The organism is Chryseobacterium camelliae (genome assembly GCF_002770595.1).
Classification (GTDB): domain Bacteria; phylum Bacteroidota; class Bacteroidia; order Flavobacteriales; family Weeksellaceae; genus Chryseobacterium; species Chryseobacterium camelliae.
This window is the reverse complement of record NZ_CP022986.1, coordinates 1817469-1837786: the sequence shown is the minus strand read 5'-3', so window position 1 is coordinate 1837786 and position 20318 is coordinate 1817469. Positions and strand designations below refer to the sequence as shown.

22 protein-coding genes and 1 tRNA gene are annotated in these 20318 nt (G+C 41.3%); 10 read left to right on the top strand and 13 right to left on the bottom strand.

Going from position 1 to position 20318, the window contains the following annotated elements; translation table 11 throughout:
* Positions 1 to 43: 43 nt before the first annotated feature.
* Entirely contained in the window at positions 44 to 334 is a 291-nt protein-coding gene (locus CGB83_RS08330) for an HU family DNA-binding protein (protein WP_100075379.1), read from the bottom strand.
* 399 nt (positions 335 to 733) lie between these two features.
* Between CGB83_RS08330 and panD the strand changes: the two genes are divergently transcribed.
* Together panD and CGB83_RS08320 are read left to right on the top strand one after the other, a co-directional pair.
* Positions 734 to 1084 (top strand): aspartate 1-decarboxylase, encoded by a 351-nt coding sequence (gene panD, locus CGB83_RS08325; protein WP_100075378.1) that lies wholly within the window; start codon positions 734 to 736, stop codon positions 1082 to 1084.
* A gap of 4 nt (positions 1085 to 1088) precedes the next feature.
* A complete protein-coding gene (locus tag CGB83_RS08320) occupies positions 1089 to 2114 on the top strand; it encodes a lysylphosphatidylglycerol synthase transmembrane domain-containing protein (protein ID WP_100077543.1) in 1026 nt (341 codons plus the stop codon).
* A 17-nt stretch (positions 2115 to 2131) separates the two neighbouring features.
* Here the strand turns inward: CGB83_RS08320 and CGB83_RS08315 are convergent, their stop codons facing one another.
* The gene (locus CGB83_RS08315) at positions 2132 to 2755 is read right to left on the bottom strand and encodes a hypothetical protein (RefSeq protein ID WP_100075377.1); all 624 of its coding nucleotides are present in this window, start codon (positions 2753 to 2755) and stop codon (positions 2132 to 2134) included.
* A 280-nt stretch (positions 2756 to 3035) separates the two neighbouring features.
* Here CGB83_RS08315 and CGB83_RS08310 point away from each other — a divergent pair, with 280 nt between their 5' ends.
* Positions 3036 to 3797 carry a Rossmann-fold NAD(P)-binding domain-containing protein gene (locus tag CGB83_RS08310; RefSeq protein ID WP_100075376.1) on the top strand — a complete coding sequence of 254 codons (762 nt, stop codon included), beginning with the start codon at positions 3036 to 3038 and terminating at the stop codon, positions 3795 to 3797.
* Positions 3798 to 3874: 77 nt separating this feature from the next.
* Here CGB83_RS08310 and CGB83_RS08305 read toward each other — a convergent pair whose 3' ends face one another.
* Both CGB83_RS08305 and CGB83_RS08300 read right to left on the bottom strand, forming a co-directional pair.
* Positions 3875 to 4075 (bottom strand): YqaE/Pmp3 family membrane protein, encoded by a 201-nt coding sequence (locus tag CGB83_RS08305; RefSeq protein WP_100075375.1) that lies wholly within the window; start codon positions 4073 to 4075, stop codon positions 3875 to 3877.
* Between the two features lie 100 nt (positions 4076 to 4175).
* Entirely contained in the window at positions 4176 to 6194 is a 2019-nt protein-coding gene (locus CGB83_RS08300; protein WP_100075374.1) for a M3 family metallopeptidase, read from the bottom strand.
* A gap of 406 nt (positions 6195 to 6600) precedes the next feature.
* On the opposite strand from CGB83_RS08300, the gene CGB83_RS08295 reads away from it, so the two are divergent.
* The 6 genes from CGB83_RS08295 to rpoN all read left to right on the top strand — a co-directional run bounded on the left by CGB83_RS08295 (position 6601) and on the right by rpoN (position 12519).
* Positions 6601 to 7050, top strand: coding sequence for a hypothetical protein (locus tag CGB83_RS08295; protein ID WP_100075373.1), 450 nt, complete (start codon positions 6601 to 6603; stop codon positions 7048 to 7050).
* A 181-nt stretch (positions 7051 to 7231) separates the two neighbouring features.
* Positions 7232 to 7744 carry a nitroreductase family protein gene (locus CGB83_RS08290; protein ID WP_100075372.1) on the top strand — a complete coding sequence of 171 codons (513 nt, stop codon included), beginning with the start codon at positions 7232 to 7234 and terminating at the stop codon, positions 7742 to 7744.
* Between the two features lie 201 nt (positions 7745 to 7945).
* Positions 7946 to 8506 carry a 30S ribosomal protein S16 gene (locus CGB83_RS08285; RefSeq protein WP_100075371.1) on the top strand — a complete coding sequence of 187 codons (561 nt, stop codon included), beginning with the start codon at positions 7946 to 7948 and terminating at the stop codon, positions 8504 to 8506.
* Between the two features lie 112 nt (positions 8507 to 8618).
* On the top strand, positions 8619 to 9161 hold the full coding sequence (rimM, locus tag CGB83_RS08280) for a ribosome maturation factor RimM (RefSeq protein ID WP_100075370.1): 543 nt from the start codon (positions 8619 to 8621) through the stop codon (positions 9159 to 9161).
* A gap of 288 nt (positions 9162 to 9449) precedes the next feature.
* Positions 9450 to 10898, top strand: coding sequence for an asparagine--tRNA ligase (gene asnS, locus CGB83_RS08275; protein ID WP_100075369.1), 1449 nt, complete (start codon positions 9450 to 9452; stop codon positions 10896 to 10898).
* A gap of 157 nt (positions 10899 to 11055) precedes the next feature.
* Positions 11056 to 12519, top strand: coding sequence for an RNA polymerase factor sigma-54 (rpoN, locus tag CGB83_RS08270; RefSeq protein ID WP_100075368.1), 1464 nt, complete (start codon positions 11056 to 11058; stop codon positions 12517 to 12519).
* A 55-nt stretch (positions 12520 to 12574) separates the two neighbouring features.
* Here rpoN and CGB83_RS20650 read toward each other — a convergent pair whose 3' ends face one another.
* The 6 genes from CGB83_RS20650 to CGB83_RS08245 all read right to left on the bottom strand — a co-directional run bounded on the left by CGB83_RS20650 (position 12575) and on the right by CGB83_RS08245 (position 17324).
* Positions 12575 to 13381, bottom strand: a complete 807-nt coding sequence (locus CGB83_RS20650) for an outer membrane beta-barrel protein (protein ID WP_335621879.1) — start codon at positions 13379 to 13381, stop codon at positions 12575 to 12577.
* Complete coding sequence (locus CGB83_RS20645) at positions 13375 to 14655, bottom strand: TonB-dependent receptor (RefSeq protein WP_335621874.1); 1281 nt, start codon at positions 14653 to 14655, stop codon at positions 13375 to 13377. The genes CGB83_RS20650 and CGB83_RS20645 overlap by 7 nt, the downstream gene beginning before the upstream one ends.
* A 148-nt stretch (positions 14656 to 14803) precedes the next feature.
* Positions 14804 to 15226, bottom strand: coding sequence for a hypothetical protein (locus tag CGB83_RS08260; RefSeq protein WP_100075367.1), 423 nt, complete (start codon positions 15224 to 15226; stop codon positions 14804 to 14806).
* 260 nt (positions 15227 to 15486) lie between these two features.
* Complete coding sequence (locus CGB83_RS08255) at positions 15487 to 15984, bottom strand: hypothetical protein (protein ID WP_100075366.1); 498 nt, start codon at positions 15982 to 15984, stop codon at positions 15487 to 15489.
* 183 nt (positions 15985 to 16167) lie between these two features.
* A tRNA-Ser gene (locus tag CGB83_RS08250) sits at positions 16168 to 16254 on the bottom strand.
* Between the two features lie 53 nt (positions 16255 to 16307).
* Complete coding sequence (locus CGB83_RS08245; RefSeq protein ID WP_100075365.1) at positions 16308 to 17324, bottom strand: asparaginase; 1017 nt, start codon at positions 17322 to 17324, stop codon at positions 16308 to 16310.
* 165 nt (positions 17325 to 17489) lie between these two features.
* Between CGB83_RS08245 and CGB83_RS08240 the strand changes: the two genes are divergently transcribed.
* Entirely contained in the window at positions 17490 to 18152 is a 663-nt protein-coding gene (locus CGB83_RS08240; protein WP_100077542.1) for a TrmH family RNA methyltransferase, read from the top strand.
* A 23-nt stretch (positions 18153 to 18175) separates the two neighbouring features.
* Here the strand turns inward: CGB83_RS08240 and CGB83_RS08235 are convergent, their stop codons facing one another.
* Genes CGB83_RS08235 through tsaD form a run of 3 tightly spaced genes read right to left on the bottom strand, consistent with a single transcriptional unit; the run spans position 18176 to position 20314 of the window.
* Complete coding sequence (locus CGB83_RS08235) at positions 18176 to 18874, bottom strand: RsmE family RNA methyltransferase (RefSeq protein WP_100075364.1); 699 nt, start codon at positions 18872 to 18874, stop codon at positions 18176 to 18178.
* A 16-nt stretch (positions 18875 to 18890) separates the two neighbouring features.
* Positions 18891 to 19301, bottom strand: a complete 411-nt coding sequence (locus CGB83_RS08230; RefSeq protein ID WP_100075363.1) for a hypothetical protein — start codon at positions 19299 to 19301, stop codon at positions 18891 to 18893.
* The gene (tsaD, locus tag CGB83_RS08225; protein WP_100075362.1) at positions 19298 to 20314 is read right to left on the bottom strand and encodes a tRNA (adenosine(37)-N6)-threonylcarbamoyltransferase complex transferase subunit TsaD; all 1017 of its coding nucleotides are present in this window, start codon (positions 20312 to 20314) and stop codon (positions 19298 to 19300) included. Before tsaD ends, CGB83_RS08230 begins: the two co-directional genes overlap by 4 nt.
* Between the last annotated feature and the right edge of the window lie 4 nt (positions 20315 to 20318).

The following is a 20318-nucleotide window of genomic DNA, read 5'->3' as shown; positions in this document are numbered from 1 at the left end:
TGCTTCATAAGAGGCAGCCTTCAGTGTATTGGCACGTCATGTGTTATTTCTTCTTAGCTCCTGAAACTGCATGTGAAAGATCAGCTCCCGCTTTGAATTTTGCTACTTTTTTAGCTGCGATTTTGATCGGCTTTTTAGTTGCAGGGTTAATTCCTTGTCTTGCAGCACGCTCAGATACTGAGAAAGTACCGAATCCTACTAAAGAAACTTTTCCGTCTTTTTTCTTTAAAGTAGAAGTTACATTAGTAATGAAAGATTCCAAAGCTGCTTTGGCAGCCACCTTAGTGATTCCGGCATCCTTCGCGATAGCGTCGATTAATTCAGACTTGTTCATAATTTTTAATATTAATGTTAATTCGTAGTTGAAGCAAATATAAAACAATTTTTCATATGTGCAATTTTCAGGATGGAATTTATGTTATTTTTTTAAATTTCATCAAAATCAGTTAAAATATGATAATTTTATATTTTACGTAAAATCTACGTTATCCGTTGCTAAAATTATGCCAAATGCTTATCTGTATTGACTTTAGGAGATTTTGAAAGTAATTTTTTAATTTTATGAATTCCTAAATATTTATATCAAGTATTGATGGTTTATTGTTTATTGATGAGAATTAAGTAAGCAAAACCATAAAGATTTACATTTGCTAAAATTAAGCGGCTGTAAATCTGGGAGTTTTAAATTCAAACGAAATTACATTTTGTAAATTATTATTAATAAATTTGCAGCATGTTAATCGAAGTTTTCAAGTCTAAAATTCACAGGGTACGAGTTACGGCTTCGGACCTTAATTATATAGGAAGTATTACCATAGACGAAGAGCTGATAGAGGCAGCCGGTCTGGTAGTGGGAGAAAGGGTTTATATTGTTAATGTAAACAACGGAGAGCGGTTTGATACGTACGTAATCAAAGGAAAGAGAAAATCAGGGGAAGTTTGCCTCAATGGCCCTGCCGCAAGAAAGGTGCAGCGTGATGATATCATTATTATTATTGCTTATGCACAGATGACCCCGGAAGAAGCGCAGGCGTTCCAGCCAAAAATTGTTTTCCCGGATGAAAAAACCAATCTTCTTACCTGATTCCATGGAGAAAAGCTTTACAAAACCTTTAAAGTCCGTGCTTACGGTAGTTATTTCGCTTGCTTTTGCAGGCTTTTTTTTATGGCTTGCACTTAGAGGGCTGGATTTTAAAGTGATTCAGAAATCCCTTGCCAAAGCGAATTACCTTTGGGTATTGTTTGCCGCATGTTTCGGGATTGCCGCCTACTGGCTGCGCGCCATACGCTGGAACCTCCTCCTGGAACCTATGGGGCATACAATTTCCAATTCCAATTCTCTCTGGTCTATTTCTTTCGGATACCTGATGAACCTTACCATTCCGAGAAGCGGTGAAGTAGCACGGGCAACGGCCCTTTATGGAGTGGAAAAAGTTCCTGTGGACCAGTCATTCGGAACCATTATCCTGGAAAGGGTGGTTGATCTTATGTGTATGCTGGGCTTTTTAGGGCTGACGTTTATTTTTAAATATGATGCTATCCTGTCTTTCTACCATCAGTCGGGAATTAAGGTGGATCCCAATAAAATTATCATTGGCATTGTTATATTGGCGGCAGGGATCGGGCTGTTCTTCGCTTTCCGGAAAAAGCTGGCTAAAGTTCCTGTTCTGGACAAAATCATCAATTTCATCAACGGGATTTTCCAGGGCCTTACTTCCATTTTCAGATTAAAGCAAAAAGGAAAATTTATCCTGTATACGGTTGGGATCTGGATTTCCTATTACCTTGCTGCTTATCTGGTATGCTTTGCTTTGCCTGAAACTTCAGATTTTACCATCGCAGACGGATTCTTCATTATTGTGGTGGGAACACTCGGAATGATCGTTCCGGCCAGCGGGGGGATCGGTGCCTTTAATCTGGCTATGAAATACGGTTTTATGGCCTTATTCATTGCCATGGGTCGAAGTGCTGAATGGGGCGGGGAAATGGGCCTTACCTATTCTTTTATCTCATTGCCGCTACAGATCACAATTATGCTGGTGATGGGCCTTATTTCAATTCCGATGCTGGCGAAGGCAAGAAACAGCAGGGTTTCCGAAGAAGCCCGAGGCTAAGTGCCTGATTTCAATGTTCAGGAAGAGTACCGCAGAAGTGTAATATGGTCCTTAGAAAACCGGGTAAGATCATAAAGTGCCGTAAAATCAGCATGAAGCGCCGAAAAATCCTTTCCGTGATCTGTTTGCCGGTGCAGGGCATACTGCCTCTCAGCCATTTCAAACTGTTTGCTGAATTCTTTTTTCAGATACTGGGCTGTTTCATTAAGCGCATGGGGGTTAAACATACTGGTGAATAAAATTCCGTAAATCAGGAAATAGCTGAACTGATCAGGTTTCATGTGAGTACCAAAGCGTTCACCGGAAATCTCCTGGTATTCCGAGAAAATATCCACAAACTGATCCGCTGTATTTGGTTCGGTTATCTGGTGAAAAATATCAATCCCGTTGATGAATAGTCTTGTCTGCAGATCTTCCTGATTTGCATCAGCTAACTTTTTGGCCCACGCAACGATGCATGAAAGTTCTTCATTACTCAGGTTTTCTACATTTTCTTTAGCTTTACTTTTGAGGACCTCCAAAAAGGCATTCTGATCTTCAGGCAGAAAATGGAGGATGTCTTCCGGGTTGCGGCAGATGGCATTATATAAATTGATTCTGGCAATAACAGGATGAAGCTTGATGAAATAAAGTTCTGCCATAATCGGACTCTGCTTATAGAATTGGTGATAAATAAGTTTCGTTAACTAAGATAAAGAAAAAACTTTATTTTAGATGTGTTTTTCATAAGAGATAAAGGATTTTAATATGCATTCCATGTCACATTGGTAAAAATCGTTGGTTGAAGCACAAATATTTGCCGTCATAATACTGTTTTAGTTTAGAAATATGCAATGTATATCAACATATCTATTGGTTTAAACAGTGTTTGAATAGGATACCGGCCTGGAAATAAGTATTTTTGCAGATTAAATCTGGATTATGAATACGATTGGAATCATAGGCTGCGGCTGGCTCGGAACCAGGATTGCTGAAAAGCTTGCAGGAAAGTACGCTGTATACTGTACTACCACATCGCCTGAAAAAATTGAAGGACTTACTTCAAAAGGCTATCGAACTGCGCTGATTGATTTTGATGCTGAAGGTGAATTCCGGAATACTGCAGCATGGGATCTGGCTGATCATCCGGATGTTTTAATCGTTACGGTGACCCTGTCAGGAAAAAGAATGGATACCGAAATCCTTGAAAAAAGATTCCGGAACCTTTCCTCCTTTATCGGCGATTTTAAAGGGCAGCTTTTTTTTATGAGCTCTACGGGAGTCTATCCTGACATTCAGCAGGAATTTACAGAAGATGATCTCCTGCCGGAACAGGTTCCGGGAGAGGGTATGATCCGGGCACGCTATCCTAAAGCCAATATTCTCAGGCTGGGCGGACTGATGGGGGATGACAGGCTTTTAAGCCGGTACCGTATTGCTGATACCGGACTGCCGGTAAACCATATTCATTATGCAGACATAGCTGCCGTGGTTGAACAAATGATCAGCCAGCATTCAGAAGGGAAACTGTATAATGTAGTGGCACCGCAGCATCCTTCAAAGGCTTCGGTAATCGCTGCACAGCAAAACGGAGCTTATGATGGACTCCGGGAGCCTCAAGGTAGAATAATATCCTCTTCCAGATTAATGCAGGATCTTGATTACGGATTTATATTTCCGGATCCGAGATTTTTCCATGTTTGAAAGTTCTGCCGGTACTTGATGTAAAAATGTATAATCTTTACTGAAAATCAGGGTATTAGAATATTGGTCGAATTATTTTATTTACGGTTTTCCCTTACAGCCCGGATCAGCTTCTCGTTCCGTTTTTCAGCCCTCGCATTCTGCAGGGATAAAGCGGCCCATATAGCAGCGGGCAGCCATCCGATCAAAGTGAACTGAAGGATCATGCAGATGATTCCGGTGATGATTTTCCCCCGGATCATGAATGAAAGAAATGGTAGAAGGATGGCTAGAAGCATATGAGATGTGTATTAGGCAGTTGATTTAATTCTATCAGAGCTAAAATTACAAAAAAAAGACAGCTCCGGGCTGTCCTTTTGTATGAATTTAGATGATCTGTTATCCGAATGCCCTTTTCAGGAGGCTTTCCACTTTGGGTTCGCTTCCCCTGAAGGCTTTGTACAGTTCCATCGGGTCTTTTGTGCCGCCGGAAGAAAGCAGGATTTTATATTTTGCTGCTACTTCAGGATTGAAAATCCCGTCTTCCTTGAAATACTGGAAAGCATCAGCATCAAGTACTTCCGCCCATTTATAGGAATAGTACCCGGCGGAATAACCACCCTGGAAGATATGGGAGAAGCTGGGGCTCATTGCTGTTTCAGGATTGGATGGATACAACTGTGTGGCTTTTGTATGTTCATCCTCAAATTCCTTTACACTTTTGTGCTCAAGTTCTGAAGGCCTGGTGTGGTAATTCATATCCAGGACTCCGAATCCGATCTGTCTCAAAGTCTGGTAGCCCTCCATGAAATTCTTGGACTGTTCTATTTTCCTGATCTTATCATCAGGAAGTACAGCCCCCGTCTGGTAATGGCGGGCAAATGTTTTCAGGAATTCCGGCTCGTAACAGAAATTTTCCAGGAACTGCGAAGGAAGTTCTACGAAATCCCATTTTACAGACGTGCCGGATAAATTTGGATATTGGGTGTCAGCAAGCATTCCATGCAGCGCATGGCCGAACTCATGGAATAAGGTGGTCACTTCCTGGAAAGTCAGCAGGCTTGGCGTATCTTTCGTAGGCTTTGTAAAGTTACAAACGATTGAAATATGTGGCCTTGAATTATCACCGTTTTTCCTGTATTGATTTTTATAGCTGGTCATCCAGGCTCCGGCCCTTTTCCCTTTTCTCGGGAAGTAATCAACATACAGCAATGCTTTATACGTTCCGTTTTCCTGTACTTCGTATGTTTTAACATCTTCGTGGTATTTAGGAATATCGGTACGCTCTTTAAACGTCAGTCCGAAAAGCTTTTCCGATAGCCCGAAAACAGCCTCCTGTACCTGTTCCAGCGGAAAGTAAGGTTTTAATTCCTCATCGTTGAGGTCAAACTTTTGCTTGCGGAGTTTCTCAGCGTAATAAGCATGGTCATAACTCTGCAGGGCTTCAATTCCATCTGCTTTAGCAAGGCTTTCCAGTGCTTCGATTTCCTTTTCGGCAAACGGTTTTGCCTTGGTTAAAAGTTCATTCAGGAAATTTAGCACCGAATCCGGAGATTTAGCCATTCTTTCTTCCAGCACATATTCCGCATAATTGGCATAACCCAGAAGCTTTGCCTTCTGTTGCTTGAGCTGAAGGAGTTCTTTAATAAGTCCCTGATTGTCAAACTCACCTCCGTCAAATGACTTTCTACCGTTCGCCAATGCCAGTTCCTTTCTGAGTTCACGGTTCTCGGAGTAGGTCATCAGGGGGATATAGCTTGGGTATTGCAATGTAATTACCCAGCCTTCGAGGCCTCTTTCTTTTGCTTCTTCGGCATATTGTTCCAGGATAGCCTCCGGAATACCGGTCAGATCTTCTTTACGGGTGATATGCTTATAATAGGCATTGGTGGAAGCCAGTACATTCTGCCCGAACTGAAGGGATTTTAAAGAAAGGTCCATATTGATTTTCTTCAGTTTTTCTTTATCCTCTTCATTCAGAAGTGCTCCGCTTCTTACAAAACCTTTATACGTCTCTTCCAGGAGCATCTCTTGTTCTTCATTAAGCGAGTATTCTCCCCGGTTTTCATATACTTTCTTGATCTTATCAAATAAAGCTTCATTCTGAGAGATTTTGGAAGAATACTCTGTTAAAATGGGAGAGATCTCCTGAGCCAGCTGTTGAAGTTCGTCGCTGGTTTCTGCAGAGTTGAGGTTGAAAAATATATGCGAGGCCAGGTCCAGCTGTTCACCGGAGTAGGCTAAGGCTTCAATGACATTCTCAAAAGACGAAGTTTCGAGATTCCTTACAATATGATCGATTTCCTCTTCCGATTTGCGGATCAATTCCCGGAATGCCGGGAGGTAATCGTCATTTTTAATCTGACTGAACGGTGCTGACTGGTATGGCGTATTAAATTTTTCAGTTAAAATATTCATTGTTTAGCTTTTATAATGATAAGTGATAAAAGACGATCTGCGCAAAAATAATGCCCCAGCGTCTACAGGTACCCAAAGTATGACAAATATAAATATCTTTTAACATAAGCTGGGCCTGTTAGCGGTATCATCATTTATTTTAATGCCCATATGGCAGGTTTTTGGTAAGAAAATATTCTGACAGAATTTAAGGCGGTAATAGGCTGTAAATCTTTTTATTGCCTGAACATAATAAATTTGCAATCATCGCTTTTGCAGCAAAGCGGAAATATGTACCGGCATCTTTCCTGAATGACAAAAACACATTCATAATATAAAGTTTTTATTATCTTTATTGTGAAAAGCATCCAGGTACCGCTTAAACCACGATGAATTTTATTTTATCTTTATACTCAAGAATAGAAATATGGAGAAGATAGTTTATGAAAAAAACGACATAAGGGATTATGTGAAAAAAGTAATCGCAGAGAAAATAGAAAAGCTTAAAAATTTTATAGAATTTACGCTGGAAGCCAGCCGTGACATTAAAAAAACGCCTAAATACGACAGTATGCGGGAAGAAATGCAGGAAGAAATCTACCAGATGCAGAAGCAGCTCGGTGCCTTGAATGACCTGAGGCGGAATATGGCTAAAGTACTGAACAATGCCAGTGGAAGAGTGCAGCTGGGGTCCCTGGTCATTACGAATAAAGCGCGTTTTTATATTTCAGTTTCTCTCGGCGAATTTTTTTTTGAAGGCGACCGTTTCTATGCCATATCTCCTGAAAGCCCCATGGCCAGGAAGATGATGGGTATGGTTCCGGGGGATGCATTTACACTAAACAATATCCACCAGAAGATTGTGGAGGTTTTGTAAATGTGAGATTTAAAAGTGAAAAGTAAAATGTAAAATGTATTTTTGATAAGCATCCATTACTCATTACTCATTACTCATTACTCATTACTCATTACCCATTACCCATTACTCATTGTCCCCAACCAATATTAAACTTCCTCAAGTCGACGTCCTGCTTGCTTCTTTTTCGTAATTTTGTTGTATGAACAAAGCAGAAATTTTAAAAGAAATTATAGAGCAGCGCAGAAGTATTTTCCCGAAAGACTATACGGAGACAAAAATTCCTCAGCAAATTCTCGATGAAATTTTAAATTCAGGCACCATGGCTCCTAATCATAAACGGACAAAGCCGTGGCGTTTTAAAATCTTCCGAGGAGAAGAAAAAGCTAAGCTTGCATCGGAAATGCAGGCCATCTATAAAGCAACCCAGCCTGAACACCAGTTTCTTGAAAAGAAATACCAGGATATAGGCTTTAAAATCCATAAAGCAGATACCATAGTGTCCATTGTTGTCAATTTCAGTGGTATGGTACCCGAATGGGAAGAGATTGCTGCGGTTTCCATGGCGGTCCAGAATATGTACCTCACCTGTACGGCCAACGGGATCGGCTGCTACTGGAGTTCCCCTAAGATCGTGGACCACCTGAAAGATTCCCTCACCATTGAGGAAAACCAGAAGTGTTTGGGATTATTCTACATGGGTAAGCTTGCATAAATAGCCCTGATCGAGCGGCTTGTCTGAGCTCTTTTTCTTGGCAGAAGAAAAAAGCGAGCAGCGAGAGCAGGTTCCCGGCTCCTGAGATAAATTATTTGAATGTATAAAACTTTTCACAGAATCTCCTTACTTTAAACTTTTTTACTATCTTTGCACTCTTAAATATTTAACTGGGACGAGTTCCCGTAAAATTCAAACATTATGTCAGTAAAAATCAGATTACAGAGACACGGTAAAAAAGGAAAGCCTTTCTTCCACATCGTGGTTGCAGATTCCAGAGCCAGAAGAGATGGTAGATTCATCGAGAAACTGGGAACTTACAACCCAATTACTAACCCGGCAACTATTGAGTTGAACGTTGATTCTGCTGTAAAGTGGTTAAACAACGGTGCTCAGCCAACTGATACAGCTAGAGCAATCCTTTCTTACAAAGGAGCCCTTTACAAAAAACACTTACAAGGTGGTGTAGCAAAAGGTGCTTTTGATGAGGCTGAAGCAGAAAAAAGATTCAATGCTTGGGTTGAAACTAAAGAATCTAAAGTACAAGGGAAAGTAGAAGGTCTTGCTCAGTCTAAGTCTGATGCCAAGAAAGCTGCTTTTGATGCTGAAACTAAAGTAAACGAAGCAAGAATTGCTGCAGCTGCAAAAGCTGAGGCTGATGCAAAAGCTGCTGAAGAAGCGGCTAACGCTCCTGCTGAGGAAACTGCTGAAGGTGAGGCTCCTGCTGCTGAGGCAGAAGGTACTGAAGAAACTCAGGCTTAATTCCTTTAAGAAAATACAATATAAAGGCACGATTTTTTCGTGTCTTTATTGTTTAAAAGCCTGATGTAAGCTTTTATAATAACATCATTATGTAGGATCAATACTTCGGAACATGAAAAAAGAAGACTGCTATTTATTGGGTAAAATTACACGGAGACATGGCCTTGCCGGAAATGTGATCCTGAAACTGGATACCGACCAGCCGGAGCTGTACACTAAACTGGATTCTATTTTTGTTGAAATCAACGGTTTGCTGGTGCCTTTTTTTATTGCAAAAACGGCGTGGAGCAAGTCCGATTCGCTGAATATTGCCTTTAAAAATTCCACCGAAGCATTGGTGGACCAATCCTTAGGCAAAAATGTCTACCTGCCTTTATCCACTCTGCCGAAGCTTACCGGCAAACAGTTCTATTACCATGAAATCATTGGTTACAGCATCCTTGATGAAAATGACAATGATTGCGGAGTCATTCGGTCTGTCAATGACCAGACTGCCCAGACGTATTTTGTTACGAATCTCGATGGTAAGGAAGTAGTTATTCCTATGATCAAAGACTGGATCATTGAAGTGAACCGCGAAGAGAGATTCATCAAAATGCAGCTCCCTGAAGGGCTGATTGACGTTTTCCTGGTTCCCTCCAAGAAAGACGAATAACATTTTTATATCCTCATTCACTATATATCGGTTAATCATGCATTTACCGGTTATTTTTTTACAGCCTGAATCTGCTGATTCTGTTTAAGGATATTTGCGGTCAGTATTTTTATTGGGAATACCGTGATCAGAAATGTGGCCGCGAAAATGATGGAGATGGAGTATATGGTTTTCCCAACAATAATCTTCTGGGAAAGAAAAAATTAAACGATGGGAATATTCAAGTCTTGAAACGTTTTTTGTACCTTTGCCCTCATTAATTTTGATACAAAAATTTATCATCAACACATGAAAAAGCAGACGATTAAGGAAATCCTACAGGATTACAGGAAAGTATTACATCATGATATTACGGTTTACGGCTGGGTAAGAGCGTTCCGCTCTAACCGATTCATCGCCCTTAATGATGGTTCCACAATCAATAATTTGCAGATTGTTGTTGATTTTGAAAATTTCGATGAAGAGGTGATCAGTAAAATAAGTACTGCTGCTTCTTTGAAGGTAGTAGGGGAAGTGGTGGAAAGCCAGGGTGCCGGACAGACGGTAGAAATCATTGCCAAGAAAATTATTATTTTAGGAGACAATTTTACGGAAGAAAGGGATAAAACCATCCTGCAGCCGAAAAAACATTCCCTGGAAGTCCTGAGGGAGCAGGCTCACCTGAGGTTCAGGACCAATTTATTCGGCGCTGTTTTCAGGGTGCGTCATGCCATCAGTTTTGCCATCCATTCATTCTTCAACCAAAACCAGTTTTTTTACATCAATACCCCGGTTATTACCGGAGCTGATGCCGAAGGGGCGGGAGAAATGTTCGGGGTGACCAATTTTGATCTGAACCAAATCCCGAGAGATGAGCAGGGAGACATTGATTTTGCGCAGGATTTCTTCGGGAAAAAGACCAATCTTACCGTTTCCGGACAGCTTGAAGGGGAAACCGCAGCGATGGGACTGGGAAGGATTTATACATTCGGGCCGACGTTCCGTGCTGAGAATTCCAATACTACAAGGCACCTTGCCGAGTTCTGGATGATTGAGCCGGAAGTAGCCTTCAACAATCTTGAAGATAACATTGATTTAGCGGAGGATTTCCTGAAATATGTGATCCAGTATGCTTTAGATCACTGTAAAGATGACCTGGATTTCCTGGATAAGCGTTTTGCCGAGGAGCAGAAATCGAAACCGGAAAAGGAACGAGCTAAAGAAGGACTTATCGAAAAGCTTGAAAATGTAGTATCCAAGCGTTTCAAAAGGGTTTCTTACACGGAAGCGATTGAGATTTTACTGAACTCAAAAGAAAATAAAAAAGGCAAATTCCAGTACCCTGTTGAAAGCTGGGGTGCAGACCTTCAGTCTGAGCATGAAAGGTTCCTGGTAGAAAAGCATTTTGAAAGCCCGGTGGTCTTGTTTGATTACCCGAAAGAAATCAAGGCATTCTATATGAAGCTGAATGATGATAACAAAACCGTTGCCGCTATGGATGTCTTGTTCCCGGGTATCGGCGAAATTATCGGCGGCTCAGAACGAGAAGCGAGGCTGGACGTCCTGAAGCAGAAAATGGCGGAAATGCATGTGGATGAGCATGAATTATGGTGGTATATGGATACCCGTAAATTCGGCTCCGTCCCGCACGCAGGATTCGGGCTTGGCCTGGAGAGATTGGTGTTGTTCATTACAGGAATGACCAACATCCGGGACGTGATTCCTTTTCCGAGAACACCGAAAAATGCAGAATTCTAAACATAAAAAAGCCCTGAAAAATAAATCTTCAGGGCTTTTTAATTTTTTAACAGCTTATTAAGTAACATGACTACAGCAAAAATCGTGCTAAAATATAGTGTTTGTGAAAAAAAAGTATTAAATTCGTACGGTACGTTATGTAAAACCCAATATTAGTATGCTCAAACAACATTTACAACTTAAGTTAGGACAAAAATTAGCCCCCCAGCAGATTCAGCTGATGAAGCTGATCCAGCTTCATACTCTGGAGTTTGAAGAAGAGCTGGAACGGGAGCTGGAAGAAAACCCTGCTTTGGAAATTGTAAAAGAAGAAGGTAAAGAAGATGAATTTTCATCGCTGGAAGATGATTACCAGGACGAAGGGACTGAAAGCATCGAAACTGATTTTGATGTAGAACAGTACCTCTATGACGATGAGCCCAGCTATAAAACAGCTTCCAGCAACTATTCTCCGGATGACGAAGAATTTGACAATGAAAGCCTTTTAACGGAAGGCCAGTCCCTGTACGATTATCTTATGGAGCAGATCCACCTGATCAATATCGGGGATGAAGACCTTAAAATTGCTGAGTATATCATCGGAAACCTTGATACGGACGGATACCTGAGAAGGGAAATCAAATCTCTTGTGGACGACCTGGCATTTTCGCAGGGTGTTTATACCACTAAAGAAAGGGTAGAGGATATCCTGGAAAATTACATCCAGAAGCTGGATCCGCCTGGAGTGGGTGCGCGCAGTCTTCAGGAATGCCTGCTGTTGCAGATTGAAAAAAAGGTAAGTTCAGACAAAGCCGTTTCACTGGCGGCCAATATTTTAAGGTACCAGTTTGATGCTTTAACCAATAAGCATTACAATAAGATCATCCAGAAGTATGATATCGAAGAAGAAGATCTTAAAGATGCCCTGGAAGAAATCTCGAAACTGTCTCCTAAAGTAGGCGGGAATTTCGATACCCAGACCATCACCATCAACCAGGAAATCATCCCGGATTTTGTCATCCAGGTGAAGGACGGGCAGGTAATCCCGATGCTTAACAGCAAAAATGCACCGACTCTGCGGGTATCAGAAGAATACAAGGATATCTTAACCACCTATTCTCATGATAAGAATTCTTCCGAGCACAAGCAGGCGGCATTATTCATCAAACAGAAACTGGATGCTGCCAAATGGTATATTGATGCGATTAACCAGCGTCAGAATACCTTGTTGCAGACCATTACAGCCATTGTTAAATTCCAGAAGGATTATTTCATTACCGGCGACGAGAAATCCCTGAAGCCAATGATCCTGAAGGATATTGCGGATATTACAGGATTTGATATTTCAACCATTTCCAGGGTAGTGAAAAGCAAATATGCAGATACGCCGAACGGGATCATTTACCTTAAAGACCTGTTCTCCGACAGTCTGACCAATGATGACGGTGAGGAGGTTTCTACCAAGGAAATCAAGACCCATCTTCAGGAAGTCATCAGCAAAGAGAATAAAAGAAAACCGCTCACAGATGACGCACTTGTCGTGATCCTGAAACAGCAGGGCTATAATATTGCCCGTAGGACCATTGCCAAATACCGTGAACAATTGAATATTCCGGTGGCGCGTCTGAGAAAAGAACTTTAATAGAGAATCATAAAACAGATATTTAATCCCTGCTCAAAGCAGGGATTTTTTTCAGCTAGAAAGTAGCTGCAGGAGCGGTACTGTTGTTGAGATTACGATTGATTTCATTCTTTTTCCCTTTGGAAAAATCATAGCTTATGCCAAGGACCAGCATAGATTTGTTATCCCAGTTTCGATTGTGACGTGAATAATTAACCAGGCTTTCAGGAAGGCTTTTCGTTTTATAGTCGGAAGGAATACCGATCCAGTACATGCCGGCAGTAAACGTCCATTCTTTCTGTTTATAGTTTGCAAAAACATGGTTCTGGTTCTCATTGGTTTTCAGGAATGCGCCATCCAGGCTATATACCGGAATATTAAGCATGTACTGTACACTGAATGATTTGTATTCTGATGAAATAACCAGATTATTTCCCAGGTAATTATTCCTGATGACTGTACCGCTTCCGGTTTTTATGGTTTCAGCAGTAGGAGTCAGGGAAGCTTTGATCACCATCAGGCTATTGCCGAAGGGTTTATAAGAGCCGGAAAGCTGAATACCATATTGCTGGGCATTTCTGGCATTCTCGTAAGTCAGGGCATATCCTCCGAATGTACTGTCCAGAATATAATACTGATTTACTGCGCGGTTGTTGTACCAATAGAAAAGATTGGTATTGAAGTCAAAATGTTTGTTATTGTACGAGTAGATCAGGTTGTTTCCGAATCTTTGGGAAGCCTTAAGATACGGGTTCCCACGCTGGACGATATTTGGAGCCATCTGAACGATATTGCTGCTCAGCGCACTGCTTCCCGGGCTCTGCGGCCTGTAGCTGCTGGAAAAACGCAGTGTCTGGCTATTTGTAAGTTGATAGCTTAGGATAACCTTAGGAGTAATGGTCCATTCATCAAAAGTATTTTCTGCACTTTTATTATGAATGTTGGTAAGTCAGCTCCAAGCCGGTATGACCATTGATCTTTCTTTCCGGAATATTCAGTATAGAAATATTGTTCGAGGTAATTTACACTGTATTCAGAAAAACCGGCAAGGTTTTCCAGGTCATTGGAAATGGAAGTATTGGAAATCCTGTATCCGGAAGACAGTTTACCCTTTCCGAATTCATATACATGGGCAAGTTCACCGACAATACCCGTTTGCCGGGCATCAAGCCGCATATCGTTGTCATACACCGAATTTCCGGAAGAAATGACCCATTCGCGTGCCAGTTCTGATGATTCAGTAGTATAGTATGAACCTACCAGATTAATGCTTAATTCATTTTTCTTATTGAGTTTTTTAGAAAAATAAAGGTCAATGGTAGGTGCTGTATAGCCTGAGGAGGTATTCTTGAACATCGCATGGCCTTCCGAGCCGCCGTCCTTCAAAAAAGTGCTGTATCCGTTTCCTTTTGCGAAGTTGCTCAAAAGCTGTGCTCCCAGTTTGGCCTGAAATGTATAATGATCAGGCAGCAGCCGGGTATAGCGGAGAGCGATACGCTGATCCGTATAGCCAAAATGTTCTTTCCGGCTTTCTTTGGAGCGGTAATGGGAGTCGTTCAGGGGATAATCATAAATGCTTTCTACATTCCTTTTATGGTAATCCCGGAGGTTAATAGAATATTCCAGCCCGAAGTCATTCTTTCCTTTAGTGTAGCCTGCGTATGCTGAACCATTAATGAATCCGGTATTGAGCGCAGAGGTGAGGTCTGTCCCGAAAACCAATCTTGTTTCGGGATTCCTCGTCAGGATATTGACAACGATATCCGCCCGTGTGGCCCATCGAGCCGGCGGATTATCGTAATATTCCACTTTAAGAACCTCTGCGGGCTGTATGCTGCGTATCTGCATATCGGTAGCCTCGATCCCGTTGATCAGAAATAGTGTTGTTCCTCCTTTGGTACTGGTGATGGTATTGGATACCGGATCCAAATGAAGTTCAGGAAGTGTTTTAAGGAGGTCTTTTGCATATCGTGCTTTCTTAACCGCTTCCGGATCGAATGTATAGACGGCTTTATCTGCATATTGCTTTTTATGCTGTGATTTCAGAATCACCTGTTCGATATGTTTTGTTTTCATGCCGGCAGTATCAGTGCTTTTTTCCTGTGCGGAAATGATGGCTGCGGATAAAATGCATACAGAAAGAAATGTCTTCCTCATAATAATTGTCCTTTATATTCAGACAATCCGGAGAAAATAAATATTACATTAAAGTTTGATAATTGGCGTATGAATGGTATGCATAATCCCCCTGAAGAATAGCTTCAGAGGGATCAGATTGAAATCAGTTTTTATGATTGATGAGCTCCTATTCCGCACCGGATTTGCAGAAGGCATCCCATACCGTCCAGAAATGAGCATTAACAGCCCCCGGAGCCGGACTCGTGCTGTCAGCTACAATACCTACCATAGCTGCACAGTTGGAGTTACAACCGATCTGGTTTTTGCTTCCGTCTTTAGGCGGAATGGCACGCCAGGTTCCTGTAGAACCGCTCAGTGTTTCTACTTTGATATCAAAAATACCGGAAAGTCCAGGAGTTTTAAGCTGTTTTGTCGGGTTTTCATTAGAGATGCTGTCGCTCCAGTTCCTTTGTGAAAACGTTATTTTCCATTGGGTGATCATTTTTGACGTATCATTTTCCGGTGAAAGGTATGCCCAGAACTGAGCGCCTCCTCCTACCACCAATTGGCCTGATGAATTGGCGTTGTAATTTTGATTGGATTCATTCATGATAGATTGTTTTTATGGGTTATTTTGTACTTCAAAGTAAGGGAGAAAAATAAATCCGGCATAGCGTATAAAATACCAATTGCTACTTAGGTATAAGTACCATAACCAATATAAATAGACGTCAGTCGATTTTAATTCTTTCATTATTATTATTCCCAAAAACACCATGAGTAGCAAAATCAGTAAAGTACTCGTTTATCCTTTTTACAATCCATTCAGATGACGAATATGTTGTTAACAAAAATGTCTGAATTATAGATTTATTTTAGAATTTTATATGAAGTATAATCCTTGATAGTTTTCAGTTCATAAAATTCCTTTTTGTCTGCATCTATAATTGTGATGTTGTCTAAAGGAACATTTTGACAGTGGATGAAATTAATGAACTGCCATGCATTAAATTTACCCTTCACTATAATATCAAATCCTTTCTCAGTTTCTATAGAACTGTACCATTCCCATTGTTTAATATCCTGGAAGTTATAGATGGTCATATCTATATCATCTAATAGTTCATCGTATTTATAGTCATCATCATTTAGTTGCTTAATTTTGCTTACAACTTCGTTTGGAAGTAATTTCTCCCATTTAGGATCTTCATAGTGAAGGGTTTTATTATTTAAGAATATTAATACAGCATTTTTGAAGTTATCTAATACCTCTTTAGCATTGGCTATATTTCTTACTCTAACAATCTGATAACTCTTTAAGGGTTTTTCTCCTTTTGTATTGTATTTTATATTTCCTGATTCTGTCATCACTTTATTTTTATTTATAGACGATCATCACAATTAAATAATAGTTATCACATAGAAACATTAGTTCTCATTTATATCTATGATTTTTATATTATAGTATTTCTGAAAAAAGGTATGTAAAATATTCATACTCAAGGAATAGAAAACAAAAAAAGTCTTAAGTAATATACTTAAGACTTTTTGCAGAAAGGAAGGGATTCGAACCCTCGATACGGTTACCCGTATACTACCTTTCCAGGGTAGCTCCTTCAACCACTCGGACACCTTTCTATTGAGATGGCAAAAATAGGATAAATTCTCGACTTGGCAAATTTTTCCGGCAATTAATTTGTAATTTCTCCGCACAGGCTTTCAGAGAAGTGATTTGCAAAGCTTCCGGGATACCGAGGATTGTCAATTAAGTGCATGGCTTTGGTAATGGCCGTTTCTGCAGTCATGTCTTTTCCGCTGATCGCTCCGATTTTTGCAAAGACGTTGCTGTTTTCATATTTGCCGAATGAAATGCCTCCGGAGATGCACTGGCTCACCACAATGATTTCAGTGCCGTTGTTCCTGATTTCCTGGAGGATCTCCTGTGTTCCCTCGCTGCTGAATATGGTTCCGGAACCGAATACCTGTAAGATGAGTACTTTCATTTTAGGAATATCCCTGAAATGGTTAAGGTTCATGCCCGGGAAAATCCGCCAGAAAAGCACATCGCCCGAAATATGCTCATCGATATGGAAGGTTTCCTGCGTTTTACAGCGGAACAGGTTTTCCTTGATAATATTCAGATGGACGCCGGACTGGCCCAGGATAGGGTAGTTCGGGCTGGAATACGCGTCAAAATATTCTGCTGAGTATTTCAGCGTCCTGTTGCCTCTTAACAGCTTATACTCAAAATAAATGGCTACTTCCTGGATGACAGCTTCATCCCCTTCATACAGGCTTGCATAATAGAGGCTGGTCAGCAGGTTTTCTTTAGCGTCCGTACGGAGATCACCGATCGGCAGCTGGGAGCCCGTCATGATCACAGGTTTTGTAAGGCCTTTCAGCATAAAGCTCAGGGCGGAGGCTGTATAAGACATTGTATCTGTACCGTGAAGGATCAGGAAGCCGTCATATTCATGGTAGTTTTTATCAATATAGCGCGCGATGATTTTCCACTCTTCCGGTCCCATATCTGAAGAGTCCAGCGGTTTGGCAAAGGGATGGACGAAAACTTCACATTCCATAAGCTTCATCTCGGGCATCTTCTCAAAGATGTTCCCAAAATCAAAGGCTCTGAGGCTTCCGGTTTCGTAATCTTTTTCCATACCAATGGTTCCTCCGGTATAGATCAGCAGCACTTTTCGTTTCATACGGTAATTTTTAAGAGAATTTTGACCTGCTTCAGGTTCGTCCGCTCAAAAATACGTTAATTTGCAAAAATTTGAAAATGAATAAAACGTTTCTGGCAAATTTTCTGTTACAAAGCTGCCATGATCAACGCGGTTCATTAATTAGAAAACTCTATATCATATATGATGAAGGATTTAGCACAGACTTTTGAGTATTTAAAGCAGTTTTTAACAGAAGAGCGGCTGGCCAAAATCGAACATTTTTCGCCGGAAAGTTCAGACTTCGTGCTTCCTGTGCTGGAAGATGTATACCAGTTCAGAAATGCAGCAGCTATTGTACGTTCCGTGGAAGCCTGTGGGTTTCATAAAGTGGTGGCTTTGCAGGAAGAAAATAATTTCGAGCCCAACCTGCGTGTGACGAAAGGAGCGGATACCTGGGTAGAAGTGGAAAAGCTTCCCAGAAACATAGCCTCCCTCCGGGAGATTAAAAACAGAGGGTATAAGATCGTTGCGGTCTCGCTGGAAAATAATGCAAAAATGCTCCCGGAATATGAAGTGACAGAACCTATGGCACTGGTCTTCGGGACCGAAATGGAAGGGGTTTCCCAGGAAATCCTGGATTTTGCAGATGAAACACTGGCTATTCCTATGTACGGTTTCACCAGGAGTTTCAATGTTTCCGTAGCTGCTTCCATATGCATGTACGAACTGAAACAGAAGCTAATGAAATCAGGCATCGATTATAAGTTAAGCGAAGAAAAGAGGCTGAAAATGAAAATCCGGTGGGCAGTTAATTCAATCCGGAGCGGAGAGGAGATCCTGAATCATTATCTGGCCAAAACGGAATAAGCCTACTGGAATACAGGCTGAAATCAGTGGATCCCCCTGAAATAGTTCCAGGCTGCCACGAAAACCCCTGCTGTCTCCGTCCTGAGCCTTTGGTTCCCAAGGGAAACTGCCCGGATGGTATGCTGGGATAAAAAAGAAATCTCCTTTTCCGAAAAATCGCCTTCAGGACCGATCATAAAAGTGATGTTGTCCATTAACGGAATGGTTGCAAGCTCCTGCCGTTTCAGGTTCTCATGGCAATGCGCGACAAAGGTGGTTTCCGGATGGGTATGCTTTAAAAAATCCTGGATTTTGGTCAGGTCATTGATGACAGGGAAATGAAAACGCAGGCTCTGTTTGGATGCTGCTACCGCCTGTTTCCTCAGCTTATCGATGTTCACATTTTTCCGTTCGGTTTTTTCCGTCTGCAACAGTGTGATCTCGGAAATTCCCATTTCCACGGATTTTTCAACAAAGAACTCAATACGGTCTATATTTTTCGTAGGAGCAATGGCAATATGCAGCCTCGGATTAAATCCCGGAAGATCAGTAGAAAGCTGATCCACTTCTATAAAGGCCTTTTTCCCTTCAGTCATCAGTTTTCCGGAAGCCAGGCTTCCTTTCCCGTTGGTCACATGGATTTCTTCCCCGTCCTTCATCCGCAGGACCTTTACGATATGCTGCTGTTCCTCGTCACTGATCAGGACTTTATTTCCCTCGATCTCTCCGTAAAAAAGTTTCATAGAAAAATGTAATGGTTTAAAATATAATCTCGTTCTCGCTCAGGAATGCCACTCCGGTTTTTATGGTCGTATAAACGTCACCTTCACAGTCTCTGTATGAACATGCGTAGATTTCTTCGACCCATTTATTGTTCATGAAAATTAAATTCAGGTATTCGTTTTTCCTTAAATTATTTTTGATGGACAGATAATCCCCTTCCTTCGGTTCGTAGGTAAAACTGAATACATTCTCTGAATTGATTTTTTCGATAATTTCTTCCTTGATATTCTGAACATACCCGGTTTCTGAGCTTATCATGAGATAATCTCCGTCTTCAGATGATTCAGTGGCTTCATTTTTTCCTGTAACGGTTTCCAATACCCAATAATATTTTGAGTTTTTCTTAGAATGGGTTCCCAGTACTTTTTCTTCCAGTAATATTTTCATAGATCGTATTTCGCTGTTGCTGAAGTCCGCAGGTCTGTAAATTCTCCGCGTTCAAATTTAAGTTGCGCTACCATGGCAATCATGGCAGCATTATCTGTGGTGTATTCAAATTTTGGAATATAAATACTCCATCCGAGCTTTTCCCGGTTGCTTTCCATCGCCTTTCTTAGCGCTGAATTGGCCGATACTCCGCCAGCAATAGCCACCTCATTGATATTAAGGTCTTTGGCTGCTTTTTCAAGCTTGTTCATCAGGATCTCGATAATGGCTTTCTGTACGGACGCACAGAGATCGTTAAGGTTTTCTTGGATGAAATCCGGATTTTTCCTCACTTCCTTCTGAATGAAGTACAATACAGAGGTTTTGATGCCGCTGAAGGAATAGTCATAGTGGTCCAGCTTCGGCTTATTGAATGTAAAAGCATCCGGATTGCCTTCTTTAGCCAGCCGGTCTATGATAGGGCCAGCCGGGTAATCAAGGTCAAAAATTTTACCGATCTTATCGAAGGCTTCCCCTGCGGCATCATCAGTGGTTTTACCGATAATTTCCATATCGAAATAGTCTTTTACCAGGACGATCATGGTGTGTCCGCCACTTACCGTAAGGCATAAAAACGGGAATGTGGGCGGCATGGGATTTGCATCCTCAATGAAATGCGCCAAAATATGTGCCTGCAGATGGTTAACCTCAATAAGCGGTACGTCGAGGCTCATTGCCAGAGACTTAGCGAAGGAAGTTCCCACAAGGAGTGAACCTAAAAGTCCGGGCCCGCGTGTAAATCCTATCGCTGAAATTGCATTTTGTTGTATATTTGCTTTGGTCAGAGATTTTTCAACAACGGGGATGATATTTTGCTGATGCGCGCGCGAAGCCAGTTCCGGAACAACACCTCCATATTCTTTATGGATTTCCTGATTTGCAGCGATATTGGACAAAATTGAATTTCCCCTGATGATGGCTGCTGATGTGTCGTCACAAGACGATTCAATACCTAAAATTATAGAGTCGCTCATAATA

What these genes read in the sequence shown, in the direction of transcription:
- CGB83_RS08320 (WP_100077543.1), top strand. Translation starts at nt 1,089, where the DNA reads ATGGAGAAAAGCTTTACAAAACCTTTAAAGTCCGTGCTTACGGTAGTT.
- CGB83_RS08235 (WP_100075364.1), bottom strand. Translation starts at nt 18,874, where the DNA reads ATGAAACTTTTTTACGGAGAGATCGAGGGAAATAAAGTCCTGATCAGT.
- CGB83_RS08255 (WP_100075366.1), bottom strand. Translation starts at nt 15,984, where the DNA reads ATGACAGAATCAGGAAATATAAAATACAATACAAAAGGAGAAAAACCC.
- CGB83_RS08285 (WP_100075371.1), top strand. Translation starts at nt 7,946, where the DNA reads ATGTCAGTAAAAATCAGATTACAGAGACACGGTAAAAAAGGAAAGCCT.
- CGB83_RS08310 (WP_100075376.1), top strand. Translation starts at nt 3,036, where the DNA reads ATGAATACGATTGGAATCATAGGCTGCGGCTGGCTCGGAACCAGGATT.
- CGB83_RS08305 (WP_100075375.1), bottom strand. Translation starts at nt 4,075, where the DNA reads ATGCTTCTAGCCATCCTTCTACCATTTCTTTCATTCATGATCCGGGGG.
- tsaD (WP_100075362.1), bottom strand. Translation starts at nt 20,314, where the DNA reads ATGAGCGACTCTATAATTTTAGGTATTGAATCGTCTTGTGACGACACA.
- CGB83_RS20645 (WP_335621874.1), bottom strand. Translation starts at nt 14,655, where the DNA reads ATGAGGAAGACATTTCTTTCTGTATGCATTTTATCCGCAGCCATCATT.
- CGB83_RS08245 (WP_100075365.1), bottom strand. Translation starts at nt 17,324, where the DNA reads ATGAAACGAAAAGTGCTGCTGATCTATACCGGAGGAACCATTGGTATG.
- rimM (WP_100075370.1), top strand. Translation starts at nt 8,619, where the DNA reads ATGAAAAAAGAAGACTGCTATTTATTGGGTAAAATTACACGGAGACAT.
- CGB83_RS08330 (WP_100075379.1), bottom strand. Translation starts at nt 334, where the DNA reads ATGAACAAGTCTGAATTAATCGACGCTATCGCGAAGGATGCCGGAATC.
- CGB83_RS08300 (WP_100075374.1), bottom strand. Translation starts at nt 6,194, where the DNA reads ATGAATATTTTAACTGAAAAATTTAATACGCCATACCAGTCAGCACCG.
- CGB83_RS08230 (WP_100075363.1), bottom strand. Translation starts at nt 19,301, where the DNA reads ATGAAAATATTACTGGAAGAAAAAGTACTGGGAACCCATTCTAAGAAA.
- panD (WP_100075378.1), top strand. Translation starts at nt 734, where the DNA reads ATGTTAATCGAAGTTTTCAAGTCTAAAATTCACAGGGTACGAGTTACG.
- CGB83_RS08315 (WP_100075377.1), bottom strand. Translation starts at nt 2,755, where the DNA reads ATGGCAGAACTTTATTTCATCAAGCTTCATCCTGTTATTGCCAGAATC.
- rpoN (WP_100075368.1), top strand. Translation starts at nt 11,056, where the DNA reads ATGCTCAAACAACATTTACAACTTAAGTTAGGACAAAAATTAGCCCCC.
- CGB83_RS08240 (WP_100077542.1), top strand. Translation starts at nt 17,490, where the DNA reads ATGAAGGATTTAGCACAGACTTTTGAGTATTTAAAGCAGTTTTTAACA.
- CGB83_RS08295 (WP_100075373.1), top strand. Translation starts at nt 6,601, where the DNA reads ATGGAGAAGATAGTTTATGAAAAAAACGACATAAGGGATTATGTGAAA.
- CGB83_RS08260 (WP_100075367.1), bottom strand. Translation starts at nt 15,226, where the DNA reads ATGAATGAATCCAATCAAAATTACAACGCCAATTCATCAGGCCAATTG.
- CGB83_RS08290 (WP_100075372.1), top strand. Translation starts at nt 7,232, where the DNA reads ATGAACAAAGCAGAAATTTTAAAAGAAATTATAGAGCAGCGCAGAAGT.
- asnS (WP_100075369.1), top strand. Translation starts at nt 9,450, where the DNA reads ATGAAAAAGCAGACGATTAAGGAAATCCTACAGGATTACAGGAAAGTA.